Raw genomic sequence first — 17,659 nt, forward strand, 5'->3', positions numbered from 1 at the left:
TTTTCATTTGTTTTTCCTGAATATTACTGTGGAGTATATGATGGCTATCAAAATTACGCCTGACGAGTTTAGTCTGCTTATCCAGCGATTAAACAAAAAATGGCGCGTGTTTGCCCCGTCCGCAGAGTTTCGCGGCGGACGTTTTTCCGACACTGACAACATTATTTATCAACGAATTAGCGGCTGGCGCGATCTCATCTGGCACGAGAAATCGCACATGTCGCCGAATACCATTATCGCCCCTATCACCGAAACGCTCTTTTATTTCGATAAAGACACCATTCAAATTGCCGAGACAGACACCTCCCCGATAATCGTCTTTGCCCGCGCCTGCGACATTAACGCCATGTCGCGGCTGGATTATATGTATTTATCAAATGGGAATAATTCCGATTACAGTTATCAACTGCTACGGGAGCATATTCGTTTCGTCCTTATTGAGTGTGAAGAAAGCTTCGAAAATTGTTTCTGCGTCTCAATGGGTACTAATAAAACTGACTGTTATAGCGCCGCTATGCGTTTTAGCGATGAAGGCGCGCTTGTCAGCATCCGCGATCCCTTTATCGAGGCGGCGATACAAGGGCTGGGGCAGGAGGCTGACTATACCCCCTCTTTCGTCAGCGAAAACCGGGAAACCGTCGTCACGCCGGACAGCGTTTGCCGCGATCCGCAAAAAATTCGCGACATTCTCACCCGCCATCCGCTATGGGACGCCTACGACAGCCGCTGCATCAGTTGTGGCCGCTGCACTACCGGGTGCCCAACCTGTACCTGCTATAGCGTCTTTGACGTCGCCTATGATGAAAATCCGCAGCGCGGCGAACGCCGCCGCCAGTGGGCAAGCTGCATGGTGCCGGGCTTTAGCGACATGGCCGGCGGTCATGGTTTTCGCGAAAACCCCGGCGAGCGTCTGCGCTACCGCGCCCTGCATAAGGTCAATGACTACAAAGCGCGCAACGGCATTGAACATATGTGCGTCGGCTGCGGCCGCTGCGACGATCGCTGCCCGCAATGCATCAAATTTTCTTTGATTATCAATAAAATGACCGCTGCCGTTCGGCAGGCGCTGGCAGAGGAGGCATAACGCATGTCACATTGTTCCTGTCATGATAAACCGCAGCACAGTTTGCTGCCTGCGGCGTACCGCATCCTCAGTATTACTCGCCACACGCCGCTGGAGTGGAATTTCCGCGTGGCCGTCGATTTTCCCGCGCACTGGGGGCAATTTGTTGAGGTGTCGCTGCCGCGCGTCGGCGAAGCGCCCATCTCCGTTTCCGACTATGGCGACGGCTGGATAGATCTGCTGATTCGTAATGTCGGAAAAGTGACCAGCGCCCTCTTTACGCTGAAAGAAGGCGACAACGTGTGGCTACGCGGCTGCTATGGCAATGGCTATCCGGTCGATACGCTGCGCCATAAACCCTTACTGGTTGTCGCAGGCGGCACGGGCGTCGCGCCGGTGAAAGGCTTAATGCGCTATTTCGTTGAGAATCCCCAGGAAATTGGTCAACTGGATATGATTCTCGGCTATAAAAATCGCGATTGCGTGCTGTACAAAGAAGAAATGGCGACGTGGCGCGGCAAACATAATCTGGTGCTCACGCTGGATGAAGGCGAGGCTGATGACCGTTACCAGATTGGTCGGGTGACCGATCGGCTTGCCGACATGACGCTTAGCGATATCGACACCATGCAGGCCATCGTCGTTGGGCCGCCAATAATGATTACCTTTACCGTAAAAATGCTGCTGCAAAAAGGGCTCAAGCCGGAGCAAATTTGGGTGGACTACGAACGCCGGATGGCCTGCTCCGTCGGGAAGTGCGGCCACTGCCGTATGGGCGAAGTGTATGTCTGCACCGACGGCCCGATATTTAACTACGCCGTCGCGCAACGTTTTGCCGATTAAGGAGAACATCATGAGCATTGATATTGATATCATTAAAGCCCGTGCGAAAAACGAATATCGCCTGTCAAAAGTGCGCGGCGAAGCCATGATCAGCGTCCGCATTCCCGGCGGTATTTTGCCCGCGCATTTGCTAACGGTGGCGCGTGACATCGCCGAAACCTGGGGCAACGGACAAATTCACCTCACTACCCGCCAGAAGCTGGCGATGCCGGGTATCCGTTACGAAGATATCGACAACGTGAACGCTGCGCTGGAGCCGTTTCTTCGCGAGATTGAAATAGAACTGTGCGACGTCCAGGTTGAGGATACCAAAGCGGGCTACCTCGCTATTGGCGGGCGAAATATTGTCGCCTGTCAGGGGAACCGCATTTGCCAGAAAGCCAACACTGACACGACCGGTCTGTCCCGTCGTCTTGAAAAACTGGTCTATCCCAGCCCTTATCATCTCAAAACGGTCATCGTCGGCTGCCCGAATGATTGCGCGAAGGCGTCAATGGCCGATCTGGGAATTATTGGCGTGGCGAAAATGCGCTTCACTGCCGATCGCTGTATCGGTTGCGGCGCCTGCGTGAAGGCCTGTAGTCACCACGCGGTAGGCTGCCTGGCGCTGAAGAACGGCAAAGCGGTCAAAGAAGAGTCCGCCTGTATCGGCTGCGGCGAGTGCGTGCTGGCCTGTCCGACGCTGGCCTGGCAACGTAAGCCGGATCAGCTCTGGCAAGTCCGTCTGGGCGGACGCACCAGTAAAAAGACGCCGCGCGTCGGCAAGCTCTTCCTCAACTGGGTGACTGAAGATGTGATAAAGCAGGTGATCGTTAACCTGTATGAATTTGAAAAAGAGATGCTCGGCGGAAAACCGATCTATCTACATATGGGCCATCTGATCGACAAAGGCGGCTACCTGCGTTTTAAAGAACGGGTACTGCGCGGCGTTCAGCTCAATCCGGAAGCGATGGTCGCCGAACGCATTTACTGGGCCGAAGACGAATCCGTCGCGCGGATGCATCTCAAACCCGCCGGGCACTAATCAACCACGCCATGGCCGCAGCCCGCCCACAGGCTGCGGCACGCTAAACCACATGACCAGCGCCGCGACAAGCAGTATCACCCCTCCGGCCAGCGCCAGCGTTGACCAGCCTACCTGCCGCCATAACGCCGGCGCTTTGTTTCCACTGAGTTTCACCGCCAGAGCACGAAAAGTGTGTACCAGCAGCGCCAGCGAGGTAATAGTTAGCGAGGTTCCCGCCGCCATCGCCAGTACCGACGCCATTCCCCAGCTAAAAACGCCAATCACTTTACTGAATAACAGCACCATTATCGCGCCGGAACAGGGCCGCATCCCCATAGACAGTACGATCATGAGTCGCGCGCGCCAGTCATCGCCGCTATGCAATTGTTCCTGCGTCGGTAAATGCTGATGTCCGCAGCCGCATTTTTCATGGTGAACATGGCGCGGCGTAAAAGCGATAAAGACAGGTTTACGTAGCAGCGCGCGTAACCTTTTTATGGCCCGCCAGCACAGCAAGATGCCCAGGCCGCCAACTAACGCATAGCTCCCCTTTTCCAGCCAGAAGCCGCTCAGATGGAGCTGTCTGGCCGGAAGTTGCAATACGGTCAGCACGCCCACCACCAACCCGATAGCCACGAGCCCCTGTAATAACGCGGCGGCGAGGGTTAACACGATACTTGATTTCAGCTTCGAAGGATGCGTCGCCAGCCATGTCGAGATCACCACTTTGCCGTGTCCCGGCCCCAGCGCATGAAGCACGCCATACATAAAACTCAGCAGAAGCAACGATCCGCCCGCTCGTTCAGGATGCGTCGCCACCGCGTTAAGCAGCGCGCTCAACTGCTGATTCACGTCCCGCTGCCAAAGAGCGCTTTTCAACATCACCTGCGGCCAGGCCTGCCATATCCACAGACCGCCAACCAGCATTAGCAGCAGGAATAACGCCAATGGCCACAGCGAGAGCCAGCGCCGCCCCGGAGTGCGTTGAGAAAAAATTACTGACATTGCAAGGTCACCGTTTGGGCAAACTGTTTACCTAAATCCATATCCTCCGGCGGCGCGTCCTCTTTATCCAGCGACTGGGCGAAACGTAGTGTCTCTTCGCCGGGCGCAGGAGTATAAACCTGAATCCGACACTTTTCGCGCAGCGGTTCCGGCATCGTGATATCGCTGTCCTGGTCATAATGCATATCGACATAATAAGAGGGATCAAACGTTGAAAAGGTATAAGTCTGTCCGCTTAACGGCTGCGGTTCAGCCAGCGGTAGCGTAAAGGTCAATACCGCCTGATGCGCGTCACGCGTCATACCGTATTCTGTCGGCCTGTTTTTAAACTTCACTTTCGCGCCATTGCGCCACACTTCTGTAAAGTAGTGCTGCCCAAGTACGTTAGCCATCACTTCCGCCGCCAACTTTTTCCATATTTCTGACCCCGGTGCCGCGTTTCCGGCGTCATACAGCAGATCTGCGGACGTCAGCGCGTCCATTGTCCAGCGCATTTTTAACGCCACAAATTGCTCATTTTCACTGACCACCTGCGTTTGCAGACGGATGAAGCTGTGCGGATGCGCCGCCGCCACGAAAGATAAAACGGCAAGAAATAGTGTTAAGGCGCTGCGTTTCACTGGCTTCATCTGTTCCTCGCGATAAAAATTCTGTGACGTTCCTCAGCATTCCTGGCCTAAAAGCACGCTTATCACATTTTTCACGCGCAAACTTTAGCTATCCTTACCAGACAAACTAACGGGAGACCTGACAGATGATGCCGACAATTGCCCCACCATCTGTACTTTCCGCTCCCCAGCGCCGCTGTCAGGTATTGCTGACGCTTTTCCAGCCGGAGACAATTGCCACGGTGGAAATCTTCAGCGCGCTTAATGGCGTTGATGATGATACTGCCCGTGAGGATATCACTGAGACAAGCCTGGAGATCCAGCGCTATCATCGCCTTGCCATCACAACATGCCAGAACGGTTGCTATCGGATCGAAGGTACAGCACTCGATCAGCGCCTTTGCCTTTTACACTGGCTCAGGCGTGGCCTGCGTTTATGCCCGACCTTCGTCACGCAACAGTTTACCCCGGCCTTAAAAAACGCGCTAAAGCAGCGCGGTATCGCGCGTCCGCTGTATGACGATATTAATCTGCACGCGCTCATCAATCTGTGCGCCCGCCGGTTGCAAAAACCATTTGAACATCGCGACGTACAGTTCCTGCGTCTCTTTTTACAGTATTGTCTGCTACAACACCATGCCGGCATCACCCCGGAATTCAACCCTGTGCAGCAGATTTGGGCGCAGTCGTGCGCGGAATATCCACTCGCCCAGGAAATTGGTCGTCACTGGCAGCGCCACGTGATGCAGGCCGCACCGCTCAATGAAGCGCTGTTTATGGCGTTACTGTTTTCAATGATTCGCCTCCCCGACCCGATTCGCGACACGCATCAACGGGCGAAGCAACTGCGACTGGAGGTGGCGCGGCTGGTGCTGCGCTTTCGAGAAAAAGGGAACGTACGCTTCAGCGACGAACAAGGGCTTAACGATCAGCTGTATGTCCATCTCGCCCAGGCGCTGAACCGAAGTTTATTCACGATTGGCATCGATAATACGCTTCCGGAAGAGTTCAACCGTCTTTATCCGCGTCTGGTTCGCACCACACGTGAGGCGCTAGCCGGATTTGAAGCCGAATATGGTGTCCACTTTTCCGAGGAAGAGACGGGGCTGGTGGCAGTGATTTTCGGCGCCTGGCTGATGCAGGATAACGATTTGCATGAGAGACAGATCGTATTGTTAGCGGATAAAAATGATGCGCTGGAGACGCATATTGAGCAGCAACTGCGTGAACTGACCCTGTTGCCGCTGAATATCAGACGGATATCGCTCCAGGCGTTTCAAAAAGAGGGATGCCCGCGCGGCGTAGCGCTGATTGTTACCCCTTACGCCACGCCGCTACCGCTCTTCTCACCGCCGTTAATTCATGCGGATCGCGCCCTCACAGAGCACCAACAGCAGCAGATCCGCAAGATCCTGGAATCATGACGCGGCAACCACTTTGGGCCGAAGAAAGATAGCGGGCAATGCCACCAGCGCCATAATCCAGAATACGCCGCCGCCCAGATGTTGATACAGAAAACCGGCAAATACTGTCATAATCGCGATGCTGCCGCCCATCGCCACAGCGGAATAGACGGCCTGCAAACGAATCACCTCGCTTCCCTGACGCGCAGCGATATAACGCATGGCGGCCAGATGGCAAACGGTAAACGTGCCACAGTGCAGGATTTGTATCACAATCAGCCACGGCAGCGCCGTACTCCAGCCCATCAGCCCCCAGCGTACCACCCCGCACACAGCAGAAAGCAATAGCAAGTCGCGGGCGCTAAACCGGCGGAATAGCTTTTTACTCAGGGCGAAAATGATCACTTCCGCCACCACGCCCAACGACCATAAATAGCCGACCGCCGATGCTGAATAGCCAGCCCCCTGCCAGTAGATGGCGCTAAAACCATAGTAGGCGGCGTGCGCCCCTTGCAGCAAACAGACGCAGGCGAGAAAACGCCAACTTTGTGCCACCAGCGTACGCCAGGCGGGCCAGCCTGCGCTCTCCTGCTGACGGCTTTCCCCTTGCGGCGGCACGCTGGGACGTAACAACATACCCAGCAACATCGAGGCGACGCCGAGCGTCAGTAGCGCCAGAATCGCCTGGTAATCGTATAAACTCACCAGCTTACCGGTCAGCGCCGACCCTATCACGAAGGCGATGGACCCCCACAGCCGCACCCGACCATAGTCCAGGGTAATTTGCTTTTGCCAGGTATTGGCCAGCGCATCGGTCAGCGGCACCAGTGGTGAAAAGAAGAGGTTAAACCCAACCATCACCACCATTAGCCACGCGACATGCGTTCCTGCCCAAAATGCCAGCGCAAATACCAGCGTCAGCAATGCCAGTACGCGCAGCGCGGAGATCAACCGCGAAGGATCGCTTACGCGAGGCGCAATGAGCAGACTACCGAGAAAACGCGCGACCAGACCCACGCCCAGCAGAAGACCGATGGTTTCCGGCGTTAGCCCAAGACCTTTGAGCCAGACGCTCCAGAAGGGCAGAAAAATACCGTAACTAAAGAAGTAGGTGAAATAACTGAGCGCCAGCCAGCGCGTGGAATGCAATGCCATGATTCCCTCCCGTTTGGAGGCGATAGTCTGGCGGTAAACGGTTGCGCTGGCAAGGGTAACATAAGATTAACAAGCGGAGGGAGAAGTTCAAACGGCAACGCCGCCGGATAATGACTTCCGGCGGCGTCACGTTATGGCGCATAAGTAATGCCCGACAGACGCAGCGCCATCGGGCCATTTTCACAACATAAGCGCTTACGCGTAAACCGGGAAGCGGGCGCAGATATCCAGTACTTTCGCTTTCACGCGTTCAATGGTGGCTTCATCATTGATGTTGTCCAGCACGTCGCACATCCAGCCAGCCAGCTCTTTCACTTCCGCTTCTTTGAAGCCGCGACGAGTAACCGCCGGGGAACCGATACGGATACCGGAGGTCACGAACGGGCTCTTCGGATCGTTCGGCACGCTGTTTTTGTTCACGGTGATGTTAGCACGGCCCAGCGCGGCGTCAGCTTCTTTACCGGTCAGGTTTTTATCCACCAGGTCCAGCAGGAACAGGTGGTTCTCAGTGCCGCCAGACACCACTTTGTAGCCGCGGTTCAGGAACACTTCCACCATCGCTTTGGCGTTTTTCGCCACCTGCTGCTGGTAGACTTTGAACTCCGGCTCCATCGCTTCTTTCAGCGCTACCGCTTTACCGGCGATCACGTGCATCAGCGGGCCGCCCTGCGCGCTTGGGAAGACGGCAGAGTTCAGTTTTTTGTACAGCTCTTCGTCGCCGCCCTTCGCCAGGATCAGGCCGCCGCGCGGACCCGCCAGGGTTTTGTGGGTGGTGGTGGTGACCACATGCGCATGGGGAACCGGGTTCGGGTAAACGCCTGCGGCAATCAGGCCCGCCACGTGCGCCATGTCGACAAACAGGTATGCGCCGATGCTGTCAGCGATTTCACGCATTTTTGCCCAGTCAACCACGCCAGAGTAGGCAGAGAAGCCACCGATAATCATCTTCGGCTTGTGCTCTTTGGCCAGCTTCGCCATCTCGTCATAGTCAATTTTACCGGACTCATCGATACCGTAAGGTACGATGTTGTACAGTTTACCGGAGAAGTTAACCGGGGAGCCGTGAGTCAGGTGGCCGCCCTGCGCCAGGTTCATACCCAGAACGGTATCGCCCGGCTGCAGCAGCGCGGTGTAAACAGCGAAGTTAGCCTGAGAACCGGAGTGCGGCTGCACGTTAGCGTAGTCGGCGCCGAACAGTTCTTTCGCGCGGTCGATAGCCAGTTGCTCTACAATATCAACGTATTCGCAACCGCCGTAGTAGCGCTTGCCCGGATAACCTTCAGCGTATTTGTTGGTCAGCTGAGACCCCTGCGCCTGCATCACGCGCGGGCTGGTGTAGTTTTCGGAGGCGATCAGTTCGATGTGCTCTTCCTGACGTACTTTTTCCTGCTCCATAGCCTGCCACAATTCGGCATCATAATCGGCAATGTTCATTTCACGCTTTAACATCCGCATCTCCTGACTCAGCTAACAATAAAATTTGTGCCTGAAAAGGCAGTCCGTGGGACTTCGGCCAACAGTATAACCGAATCATTCTTCGATAACAGGTCTTGACAAAGGTTTTTACGCAAACGATTACCTATGCGTCAGATAAGGGTTTCCTGAACGAGAGCCTGACGAATTTCAACGGATTTCTTTTCAGCTTTGTGATGCAGATTTTTCACGTTGTTACCTCCATAACGTAAAGCAGAGAAGAACCATTTACAATGCAAGGGTATTTTTATAAGATGCATTTGATATACATCATTAGATTTTCACATAAAGGAAGCACGTATGCTTGACGCACAAACCATCGCTACAGTAAAGGCCACCATTCCCCTGCTGGTTGAAACAGGACCGAAACTGACCGCCCACTTCTACGACCGTATGTTTACGCATAATCCGGAGCTCAAAGAAATCTTCAATATGAGCAACCAGCGTAACGGCGATCAGCGCGAAGCCCTGTTTAATGCTATCGCGGCCTACGCCAGCAATATCGAAAATTTACCGGCGTTGCTGCCGGCGGTAGAAAAAATCGCGCAGAAGCACACCAGCTTCCAGATTAAGCCGGAGCAGTACAACATCGTCGGGACGCATCTGCTGGCGACGCTGGACGAAATGTTCAACCCGGGCCAGGAAGTGCTGGACGCGTGGGGCAAAGCCTATGGCGTACTGGCTAACGTCTTTATTCATCGGGAAGCCGAGATTTATCACGAGAACGCCAGCAAAGACGGCGGCTGGGAAGGCACGCGCCCCTTCCGCATCGTTGCGAAAACCCCGCGTAGCGCACTGATCACCAGCTTTGAGTTTGAACCGGTCGACGGCGGTACGGTGGCGGAATACCGTCCCGGGCAGTATCTGGGGGTCTGGCTGAAGCCGGAAGGTTTTGCGCATCAGGAGATCCGCCAATATTCACTGACCCGTAAACCCGATGGCAAAGGGTACCGTATTGCCGTGAAGCGTGAAGACGGCGGCCAGGTATCAAACTGGTTACACCACCACGCCAGCGTGGGCGATGTGGTACATCTGGCTGCGCCGGCAGGTGACTTCTTTATGAATGTCGCCGCTGATACCCCCGTTTCGCTGATTTCCGCTGGCGTCGGCCAGACGCCGATGTTGGCGATGCTCGATACGCTGGCGAAAGAACAGCATACCGCGCAGGTGAACTGGTTCCATGCGGCGGAGAACGGCGACGTTCATGCGTTTGCCGACGAAGTAAGCGAGCTGGGCCGTACACTGCCGCGTTTCACTGCCCATACCTGGTACCGCGAACCGACCGAGGCCGATCGCGCCCAACGCGTCTTTGACAGCGAAGGGCTGATGGATTTAAGCAAACTGGAAGCCGCAATCAGCGATCCGGCAATGCAGTTCTATCTTTGCGGCCCGGTAGGCTTTATGCAGTTTGCCGCAAAACAACTGGTTTCCCTTGGCGTGAATAACGAAAACATTCATTACGAATGCTTCGGCCCGCATAAAGTGCTGTAATTGCAAGAAATCCGCTGAAAAAACGGGCGTTATCGTTAAGGCGAACGCCCGTTTCCCTCCCCGTTCTCCTGCTTATTGCGCTGCTTTTTATGCCTTTCTTTTACAAAAAAGGGGAATAAAAAAAGTCTGTGCAAATCGTGTTATTATTAACGTTTGACTTAGCTCGTTAGGGCATCTTTTTATGCAGCAACCTGTTGTACGCATTGGAGAGTGGCTGGTTACACCTTCTGTTAATCAGATCAGTCGTCAGGGACGCCAGATTACTCTTGAACCACGGCTGATCGATCTTCTGATGTATTTTGCGCATCATCCGGATGAAGTGTTAAGCCGGGATAACATTATTGATCATGTCTGGATGCGCACCATCGTGACCAACCATGTTGTCACCCAAAGCATTTCTGAACTACGCAAATCATTAAGAGATGGCGGAGACAGCAATGCTGAATACATCGTTACCGTACCTAAACGCGGCTATAAGCTGACGGCGCCGGTTATCTGGTGCGAAGAAAATAGCGATGAGATCGATAATTCATCAACGTCGCCGCCGCCGCCGCCGATCGCAGCAACGAATGCAGAACCGGCAGAGGGGGCTACTGCCGCTACGCCTGTGCCGCCCGCCTCTTTGCAAACGCCGACTAAAAAGGCGAAAAAGCCGCGTATCGCCGCTTTCTGGACGTGGGTAATGTTCCTACTCTCGCTGGCGACGCTGGTGGTGTTTATCGTGATGTCGGTGGTAGATCATAATGCCGCGGTAACAAAAACGCGGTTATTACTTAACCCACGAGATATAGATGTTCGTTTTGAAGGCGGCAATTCCTGTAATAACTGGGTCTCGCAGGAGTCCTACGCCATCGGTCTGGGCGGCTTAATCACCGACTTGCTGAACACCTACTCGACCTTTATGGTGCACGATAAAACCAATTACCGGGTCAATGAGCCAAGCAGCTCCGGTAAGACGTTAACCATTCAGTTTGTCAATCAGCGCCACTATCGGGCGCAGCAGTGCTTTATGTCTGTGGTGCTCATTGATAACGCCGATGGTTCAACCATGCTGGATAAGCGTTATTTCGTCACCAATACTAACCAGTTGTCCATCCAGGATGATCTGTTTAATAGCCTGTCTTTCGTTTTAACACAGCCCTGGCCTAATCGTATGCGAGAACAACTGGCCCTGTTCAGAACGCCGCAAAATACCGCGCTGATGCGTTTTTATGAGGCGCGCCAGCTTATTCTGAGCGGCGATGCGCAGGCGCTAGGTAAAGCCAGCGATATTCTGAATGGCATTATTAAGGAAACGCCTGATTTCAACTATGCCTATGAATATAAAGTGCTGGTAGATGTATTACGGCAATCACAACAGCCGTTTGATAAAGAACAAGTGGCCGCACTGAACGAAGAGTTTAAAAAAATAGATCAAATTCCGGGCGTTGAGAAAACGTCTGTTTATTATAAAATCAAGACCGTCGATCTGTTAGGCAAAGGTGATATCGATGCAGCGTATGAGGAAATCAATAAAAGCATCGAGCTTGAAATGTCGTGGTTTAACTATGTCCTGTTGGGGAAAGTTTACGAAATGAAAGGTGAGAATCGTCTGGCCGCTGATGCCTATCTGACCGCCTTTAATTTACGTCCAGGTGAAAACACTCTGTACTGGATCGAGAACGGCGTATTTCAGACATCCGTTCAGAAAATTGTCCCTTATCTGAATAGTTTTCTGGCAGAAGATTAAATTTAACGCTGAACCATGACAAATAAAAGCGAAAAGATATTAAATTTTTCGCTTTTATTTTGTGAAAAACATGTTGCCAAAAATAGCTTATGTTAATTTTGGCAACATATTCATCGCAAAGATATGTAAATATAACTCTTTGTAATTAAACGATGTTTATCCTTTCATGATATTTTTCATGATATTTATATGTTAATTCAAAAAAATCAATCTATCAGTTTTTTCATGTTTGTGTTTATTTCACTTTTTCTTTAGGACTTATCTCAACCCATTCGTTAATCTTGTCGACAGTTGAACGGGCACGCAGCATATATGAAGCATAAGCCCGGTTCTTAAAAATACAGCTCAGGAGAAATGAACATGAGTTCTGTCAAAAAGATCGGGCTATTTGCCTGTACTGGCGTCGTTGCCGGTAATATGATGGGGAGCGGGATTGCATTATTACCCGCCAACCTTGCCAGTATTGGTGGCATTGCCATCTGGGGCTGGGTAATTTCTATTATTGGGGCAATGTCGCTGGCTTATGTTTATGCGAGGCTGGCAACCAAAAACCCTCAACAGGGTGGCCCTATCGCTTATGCTGGGGAAATATCTCCGGCGTTTGGTTTCCAGACCGGCGTTCTTTATTATCACGCAAACTGGATTGGTAACTTAGCCATCGGTATTACCGCTGTTTCTTATCTTTCTACATTCTTCCCGGCATTAAATAATCCAATACCGGCAGGTATTGCCTGTATTGCTATCGTCTGGCTGTTCACCTTTATTAATATGCTGGGCGGGGCCTGGGTCAGCCGCTTAACAACGATTGGCCTATTCCTGGTGCTGATCCCGGTAGTCTTGACCGCAGTCGCCGGCTGGCATTGGTTCGATATCGCGACCTATCACGCGAACTGGAACACGTCTACGACGACCGACTCTCACGCCATTGTTAAAAGTATTCTGCTCTGCCTGTGGGCGTTCGTTGGCGTTGAGTCTGCCGCCGTCAGCACCGGCATGGTGAAAAACCCGAAACGCACCGTACCTCTGGCAACCATGCTGGGTACCGCGCTGGCAGGCATCATCTATATCGCTGCGACTCAGGTTATCGCCGGGATGTTCCCAGCTTCCGTTATGGCCTCTTCCGGCGCGCCGTTCGCTATCAGTACCTCCACGATTCTGGGTGGCTGGGCTGCGCCGCTGGTTTCCGCCTTTACCGCTTTCGCCTGCCTGACGTCTCTGGGCTCCTGGATGATGCTGGTCGGCCAGGCTGGGGTTCGCGCCGCCAACGACGGCAACTTCCCGAAAATTTACGGTGAAATGGATAAAAACGGTATTCCGAAAAAAGGTCTGCTGTTGGCTGCGGTGAAAATGACGGCGCTGATGATTCTGATCACCATCATGAACTCCAGCGGCGGTAAAGCGTCCGACCTGTTCGGCGAACTGACCGGGATTGCCGTACTGCTTACCATGCTGCCGTACTTCTACTCCTGTGTTGACCTGATTCGCTTCGAAGGATTCAACATCCGTAACTCGGTAAGCCTGATTTGTTCTGTACTGGGCTGCGCATTTTGCTTCATCGCACTGATGGGCGCCAGCTCCTTCGAACTCTCCGGCACCTTTATCGTCAGTCTGATCATCCTGATGTTCTACGGTCGCAAAATGCACCAGCGCCAGAACAACGACAGCGACAACAATACGGCTGAAGCGCTTTAACCGCTAACTCCTTTTTCTCAAAGCCCCTTTCGTCACCTGCTATAGCGTAGCGGGAGGGGCCCACTTTACCAGGAACAAGACTATGAACGTTATTGCTATCATGAACCACATGGGCGTCTACTTTAAAGAAGAGCCTATTCGTGAACTGCATCGTGCACTGGAAGGTTTAAATTTCCGTATCGTCTATCCAAACGACCGAGAAGACCTGCTGAAGCTGATTGAAAATAACTCCCGCCTTTGCGGCGTCATTTTCGACTGGGATAAATATAACCTTGAGCTTTGCGAAGAGATTAGCAAGCTGAACGAGTATATGCCGCTGTACGCCTTCGCCAACAGCTACTCTACGCTGGACGTCAGCCTCAACGATCTGAGAATGCAGGTTCGCTTCTTTGAATATGCTTTAGGCGCCGCAGCCGATATCGCGGCGAAAATTCGCCAGAATACCGATGAATACATCGACAATATTCTGCCGCCGCTGACAAAAGCACTGTTCAAATATGTGCGCGAAGGGAAATATACTTTCTGTACGCCAGGCCACATGGGCGGGACCGCTTTCCAGAAAAGCCCCGTCGGCAGCATCTTTTATGATTTCTTCGGCCCGAACACGATGAAATCCGATATTTCGATTTCCGTTTCTGAACTGGGTTCGCTGCTGGACCACTCCGGCCCGCATAAAGAAGCGGAAGAGTATATCGCCCGCGTCTTTAACGCCGAACGTAGCTACATGGTGACGAACGGCACCTCTACGGCGAACAAAATCGTCGGTATGTACTCCGCGCCGGCAGGCAGCACGGTACTGATTGACCGTAACTGCCATAAATCGCTGACCCATCTGATGATGATGAGCGACATTACGCCGATTTATTTCCGCCCAACCCGTAACGCCTACGGTATTCTTGGCGGTATCCCGCAAAGCGAGTTCCAGCACGCCACTATCGCTAAACGGGTAAAAGAGACGCCTAACGCAACCTGGCCGGTCCATGCTGTTATTACTAACTCAACCTATGACGGTCTGTTGTATAACACTGACTACATCAAGAAAACTCTGGACGTGAAGTCCATTCATTTTGACTCCGCCTGGGTGCCTTATACCAATTTCTCCCCTATTTATCAGGGTAAATGCGGTATGAGCGGCGACCGTGTAGAAGGCAAAATCATTTATGAAACCCAGTCCACGCATAAACTGCTGGCGGCGTTTTCACAGGCATCCATGATTCATGTTAAAGGCGACATTAACGAAGAAACCTTTAACGAAGCCTACATGATGCATACCACCACTTCTCCGCACTACGGTATCGTAGCGTCTACTGAAACCGCAGCGGCGATGATGAAAGGTAATGCGGGTAAACGCCTGATTAACGGCTCTATTGAACGTGCGATTAAATTCCGTAAAGAAATTAAACGCCTGAAAAGCGAATCTGACGGCTGGTTCTTTGACGTATGGCAGCCGGAACATATCGATGGAGCTGAGTGCTGGCCGCTGCGTTCAGATAGCGCATGGCATGGCTTCAAAAATATCGATAACGAACACATGTACCTCGACCCGATCAAAGTCACTATCCTGACGCCGGGGATGAAGAAAGACGGTACGATGGATGAGTTCGGTATTCCGGCAAGTCTGGTCGCCAAATATCTCGATGAACGCGGCATCATCGTAGAAAAAACCGGTCCATACAACCTGCTGTTCCTGTTCAGCATTGGTATCGACAAAACCAAAGCTCTGAGCCTGCTGCGCGCGCTCACTGAATTTAAACGCGCCTTTGACCTGAACCTGCGCGTCAAAAACATTCTGCCGGCACTGTACCGCGAAGCGCCTGAGTTTTATGAAAATATGCGCATCCAGGAACTGGCGCAGAATATTCATAAACTGGTCGAACATCATAATCTGCCGGACTTAATGTACCGTGCGTTTGAAGTGCTGCCGAAAATGGTGATGACGCCGTATACTGCGTTCCAGAAAGAGCTGCATGGCGAAACGGAAGAGGTGTATCTTGAAGAGATGGTTGGACGCGTCAACGCCAACATGATCCTTCCTTACCCTCCGGGAGTGCCGCTGGTGATGCCTGGTGAAATGATCACCGAGGAAAGCCGTCCGGTACTGGAATTCCTGCAAATGCTGTGCGAAATCGGCGCTCACTATCCGGGCTTCGAAACCGATATCCACGGCGCCTATCGTCAGGCAGACGGACGTTACACCGTTAAGGTGCTGAAAGAAAATACGAAATAAGTACCAAAGGGAAGTGGCTTGCCACTTCCCTTTTTTCACGCAGCAAGGAGACTTTATGAAAACACCCTCACAACCGCGCGCGATTTTTTACATCGTGGCGATTCAAATTTGGGAATACTTCAGCTTTTACGGCATGCGTGCCTTACTCATCCTTTATCTTACCCACCAGCTTGGTTTTAATGACAGCCACGCGATCAACCTCTTCAGCGCCTACGCCTCTTTAGTTTACGTTACCCCTATTCTTGGCGGCTGGCTTGCCGACCGCCTGCTTGGCAACCGCGTGGCGGTTATCACCGGCGCCTTATTGATGACGCTGGGTCATGTGGTATTGGGCTTAGAATCTGATTCAACGCTGAGTTTATATGCGGCGCTGGCCATTATTATCTGCGGCTACGGCTTGTTTAAATCCAATATTAGCTGTCTGCTGGGAGAACTTTACGCCCCTGATGACAACCGCCGCGACGGGGGCTTCTCGCTGCTCTACGCCGCCGGGAATATTGGATCGATAGCCGCGCCGATCGCCTGTGGTCTGGCGGCGCAGTGGTATGGCTGGCATGTCGGCTTTGCGCTGGCGGGCGTGGGAATGTTCATCGGCCTGCTCATCTTTTTAAGCGGTCATCGCCACTTTCAGCAGACGCGTGGTGTTAATCGCCCCGCGCTGCGGGCGGTTAAATTCGCCCTTCCAACCTGGGGTTGGCTGGTATTAATGCTGTGTATCGCGCCGGTATTCTTCACCCTCCTGCTGGAAAATAACTGGTCTGGCTATGTGCTGGCCATTGTCTGCGTCTTCGCGGCGCAACTTATCGCCCGTATTATGGTTAAATTTCCCGAACACCGTCGCGCCTTGTGGCAAATCGTTCTGTTAATGATCACCGGCACTCTCTTTTGGGTTCTGGCGCAGCAGGGCGGAAGTTCGATCAGTTTATTCATCGACCGTTTTGTCAACCGCCACTGGCTGCACATGACCGTCCCCACCGCATTGTTCCAGTCGGTCAATGCGATTGCGGTGATGGCGGCGGGCGTGGTGCTGGCGTGGCTGAGCAGCCCGAAAGAGAGCGCCCGCTCGGTGCTGCGCGTCTGGCTTAAATTTGCCGTGGGGCTGGTATTAATGGGCGGCGGTTTTATGCTGCTGGCGCTAAACGCGCATCAGGCCCGGTTAGATGGGCAGGCATCAATGGGAATGATGATCGCAGGGCTGGCGCTGATGGGCTTTGCGGAGCTGTTTATTGATCCGGTCGCGATGGCGCAAATTACCCGCCTCAACCTGCCTGGCGTCACGGGCGTACTGACCGGTATTTATATGCTGGCGACCGGCGCGGTCGCTAACTGGCTGGCTGGCGTCGTCGCGCAACAAACCACGGAATCGCAAATTAGTGATACGGCGGTAGCCGCCTACGGACACTTTTTCTCGCAAATGGGCGAGTGGACGCTAAGTTGCGTGGCGCTGATCGTCGCCATTGTCGGCCTGAGATGGGTTTGCACTCGGACTACATCGGCGCTACCGCAGGGCGATTAAACGGTGGTTCGCTGCCCACAAGGAGGAGACGGGCAGCGAATCGGCACATCAGATAGCCGCGTCGTCTTCTTCGCCAGTACGGATACGAATAACGCGGGCGACATCAAAGACAAAGATCTTACCGTCGCCGATTTTCCCCGTCTGCGCGGTACGAATGATGGTGTCAACACAGGTATCCACGATGTCGTCAGGCACAACGATTTCAATTTTTACCTTCGGCAGAAAATCCACCATATATTCCGCGCCGCGATACAGCTCGGTGTGGCCTTTTTGACGGCCAAAGCCTTTGACTTCAGTGACCGTCATGCCGGTAATACCTACCTCGGCCAGCGCTTCACGGACATCGTCCAGCTTGAAGGGTTTAATAATCGCATCAATCTTTTTCATGCTATTCCTTGAAAAGGTCGCCTGTGTTTTGATCGGTTAAACGTAACATATTTCGCGCTAC

Annotated in this window: 14 protein-coding genes; 9 read left to right on the forward strand and 5 right to left on the reverse strand. The window is 52.9% G+C overall.

Annotated elements, in window-relative coordinates; all coding sequences use genetic code 11:
- Positions 1–40: 40 nt before the first annotated feature.
- Genes asrA through asrC form a run of 3 tightly spaced genes read left to right on the forward strand, consistent with a single transcriptional unit; the run spans position 41 to position 2,930 of the window.
- Positions 41–1,084: an anaerobic sulfite reductase subunit AsrA gene (gene asrA, locus NA389_RS17675; protein WP_000985215.1), complete on the forward strand. Its 1,044-nt coding sequence runs from the start codon at positions 41–43 to the stop codon at positions 1,082–1,084.
- Positions 1,085–1,087: 3 nt separating this feature from the next.
- Positions 1,088–1,906 carry an anaerobic sulfite reductase subunit AsrB gene (gene asrB, locus NA389_RS17680; protein ID WP_000017587.1) on the forward strand — a complete coding sequence of 273 codons (819 nt, stop codon included), beginning with the start codon at positions 1,088–1,090 and terminating at the stop codon, positions 1,904–1,906.
- Positions 1,907–1,916: 10 nt separating this feature from the next.
- Positions 1,917–2,930 (forward strand): sulfite reductase subunit C, encoded by a 1,014-nt coding sequence (gene asrC, locus NA389_RS17685; RefSeq protein ID WP_000020685.1) that lies wholly within the window; start codon positions 1,917–1,919, stop codon positions 2,928–2,930.
- Here asrC and NA389_RS17690 read toward each other — a convergent pair whose 3' ends face one another.
- Positions 2,931–3,917: a nickel/cobalt transporter gene (locus NA389_RS17690; RefSeq protein WP_000111024.1), complete on the reverse strand. Its 987-nt coding sequence runs from the start codon at positions 3,915–3,917 to the stop codon at positions 2,931–2,933.
- Positions 3,908–4,546: a DUF1007 family protein gene (locus NA389_RS17695; RefSeq protein WP_000805728.1), complete on the reverse strand. Its 639-nt coding sequence runs from the start codon at positions 4,544–4,546 to the stop codon at positions 3,908–3,910. Before NA389_RS17695 ends, NA389_RS17690 begins: the two co-directional genes overlap by 10 nt.
- Before the next feature lie 125 nt (positions 4,547–4,671).
- Here NA389_RS17695 and csiE point away from each other — a divergent pair, with 125 nt between their 5' ends.
- Entirely contained in the window at positions 4,672–5,949 is a 1,278-nt protein-coding gene (csiE, locus tag NA389_RS17700) for a stationary phase inducible protein CsiE (RefSeq protein WP_000982971.1), read from the forward strand.
- Here the strand turns inward: csiE and NA389_RS17705 are convergent.
- Both NA389_RS17705 and glyA read right to left on the reverse strand, forming a co-directional pair.
- Complete coding sequence (locus NA389_RS17705) at positions 5,944–7,083, reverse strand: 3-phenylpropionate MFS transporter (protein ID WP_001173729.1); 1,140 nt, start codon at positions 7,081–7,083, stop codon at positions 5,944–5,946. The genes csiE and NA389_RS17705 overlap by 6 nt on opposite strands.
- A gap of 195 nt (positions 7,084–7,278) precedes the next feature.
- A complete protein-coding gene (gene glyA, locus NA389_RS17710) occupies positions 7,279–8,532 on the reverse strand; it encodes a serine hydroxymethyltransferase (RefSeq protein WP_000919173.1) in 1,254 nt (417 codons plus the stop codon).
- Between the two features lie 324 nt (positions 8,533–8,856).
- On the opposite strand from glyA, the gene hmpA reads away from it, so the two are divergent.
- From hmpA to dtpD, 5 genes are all read left to right on the forward strand, one after another.
- On the forward strand, positions 8,857–10,047 hold the full coding sequence (hmpA, locus tag NA389_RS17715; protein ID WP_000883147.1) for an NO-inducible flavohemoprotein: 1,191 nt from the start codon (positions 8,857–8,859) through the stop codon (positions 10,045–10,047).
- Positions 10,048–10,228: 181 nt separating this feature from the next.
- Positions 10,229–11,776: a lysine decarboxylation/transport transcriptional activator CadC gene (gene cadC, locus NA389_RS17720; RefSeq protein ID WP_001187155.1), complete on the forward strand. Its 1,548-nt coding sequence runs from the start codon at positions 10,229–10,231 to the stop codon at positions 11,774–11,776.
- A 360-nt stretch (positions 11,777–12,136) separates the two neighbouring features.
- Positions 12,137–13,468 carry a cadaverine/lysine antiporter gene (gene cadB, locus NA389_RS17725; protein ID WP_000100008.1) on the forward strand — a complete coding sequence of 444 codons (1,332 nt, stop codon included), beginning with the start codon at positions 12,137–12,139 and terminating at the stop codon, positions 13,466–13,468.
- Between the two features lie 82 nt (positions 13,469–13,550).
- Complete coding sequence (gene cadA, locus NA389_RS17730) at positions 13,551–15,695, forward strand: lysine decarboxylase CadA (protein WP_001100652.1); 2,145 nt, start codon at positions 13,551–13,553, stop codon at positions 15,693–15,695.
- Positions 15,696–15,750: 55 nt separating this feature from the next.
- Positions 15,751–17,211 (forward strand): dipeptide permease DtpD, encoded by a 1,461-nt coding sequence (gene dtpD / locus NA389_RS17735; protein WP_000856788.1) that lies wholly within the window; start codon positions 15,751–15,753, stop codon positions 17,209–17,211.
- 48 nt (positions 17,212–17,259) lie between these two features.
- Here dtpD and glnB read toward each other — a convergent pair whose 3' ends face one another.
- On the reverse strand, positions 17,260–17,598 hold the full coding sequence (gene glnB / locus NA389_RS17740) for a nitrogen regulatory protein P-II (RefSeq protein ID WP_000717694.1): 339 nt from the start codon (positions 17,596–17,598) through the stop codon (positions 17,260–17,262).
- Positions 17,599–17,659: the final 61 nt, after the last annotated feature.

It is taken from the genome of Salmonella sp. NW645, assembly GCF_051703725.1.
Taxonomy (GTDB): Bacteria; Pseudomonadota; Gammaproteobacteria; order Enterobacterales; family Enterobacteriaceae; genus Salmonella; species Salmonella enterica.

What these genes read in the sequence shown, in the direction of transcription:
- asrA (WP_000985215.1), top strand. Translation starts at nt 41, where the DNA reads ATGGCTATCAAAATTACGCCTGACGAGTTTAGTCTGCTTATCCAGCGA.
- asrB (WP_000017587.1), top strand. Translation starts at nt 1,088, where the DNA reads ATGTCACATTGTTCCTGTCATGATAAACCGCAGCACAGTTTGCTGCCT.
- asrC (WP_000020685.1), top strand. Translation starts at nt 1,917, where the DNA reads ATGAGCATTGATATTGATATCATTAAAGCCCGTGCGAAAAACGAATAT.
- NA389_RS17690 (WP_000111024.1), bottom strand. Translation starts at nt 3,917, where the DNA reads ATGTCAGTAATTTTTTCTCAACGCACTCCGGGGCGGCGCTGGCTCTCG.
- NA389_RS17695 (WP_000805728.1), bottom strand. Translation starts at nt 4,546, where the DNA reads ATGAAGCCAGTGAAACGCAGCGCCTTAACACTATTTCTTGCCGTTTTA.
- csiE (WP_000982971.1), top strand. Translation starts at nt 4,672, where the DNA reads ATGATGCCGACAATTGCCCCACCATCTGTACTTTCCGCTCCCCAGCGC.
- NA389_RS17705 (WP_001173729.1), bottom strand. Translation starts at nt 7,083, where the DNA reads ATGGCATTGCATTCCACGCGCTGGCTGGCGCTCAGTTATTTCACCTAC.
- glyA (WP_000919173.1), bottom strand. Translation starts at nt 8,532, where the DNA reads ATGTTAAAGCGTGAAATGAACATTGCCGATTATGATGCCGAATTGTGG.
- hmpA (WP_000883147.1), top strand. Translation starts at nt 8,857, where the DNA reads ATGCTTGACGCACAAACCATCGCTACAGTAAAGGCCACCATTCCCCTG.
- cadC (WP_001187155.1), top strand. Translation starts at nt 10,229, where the DNA reads ATGCAGCAACCTGTTGTACGCATTGGAGAGTGGCTGGTTACACCTTCT.
- cadB (WP_000100008.1), top strand. Translation starts at nt 12,137, where the DNA reads ATGAGTTCTGTCAAAAAGATCGGGCTATTTGCCTGTACTGGCGTCGTT.
- cadA (WP_001100652.1), top strand. Translation starts at nt 13,551, where the DNA reads ATGAACGTTATTGCTATCATGAACCACATGGGCGTCTACTTTAAAGAA.
- dtpD (WP_000856788.1), top strand. Translation starts at nt 15,751, where the DNA reads ATGAAAACACCCTCACAACCGCGCGCGATTTTTTACATCGTGGCGATT.
- glnB (WP_000717694.1), bottom strand. Translation starts at nt 17,598, where the DNA reads ATGAAAAAGATTGATGCGATTATTAAACCCTTCAAGCTGGACGATGTC.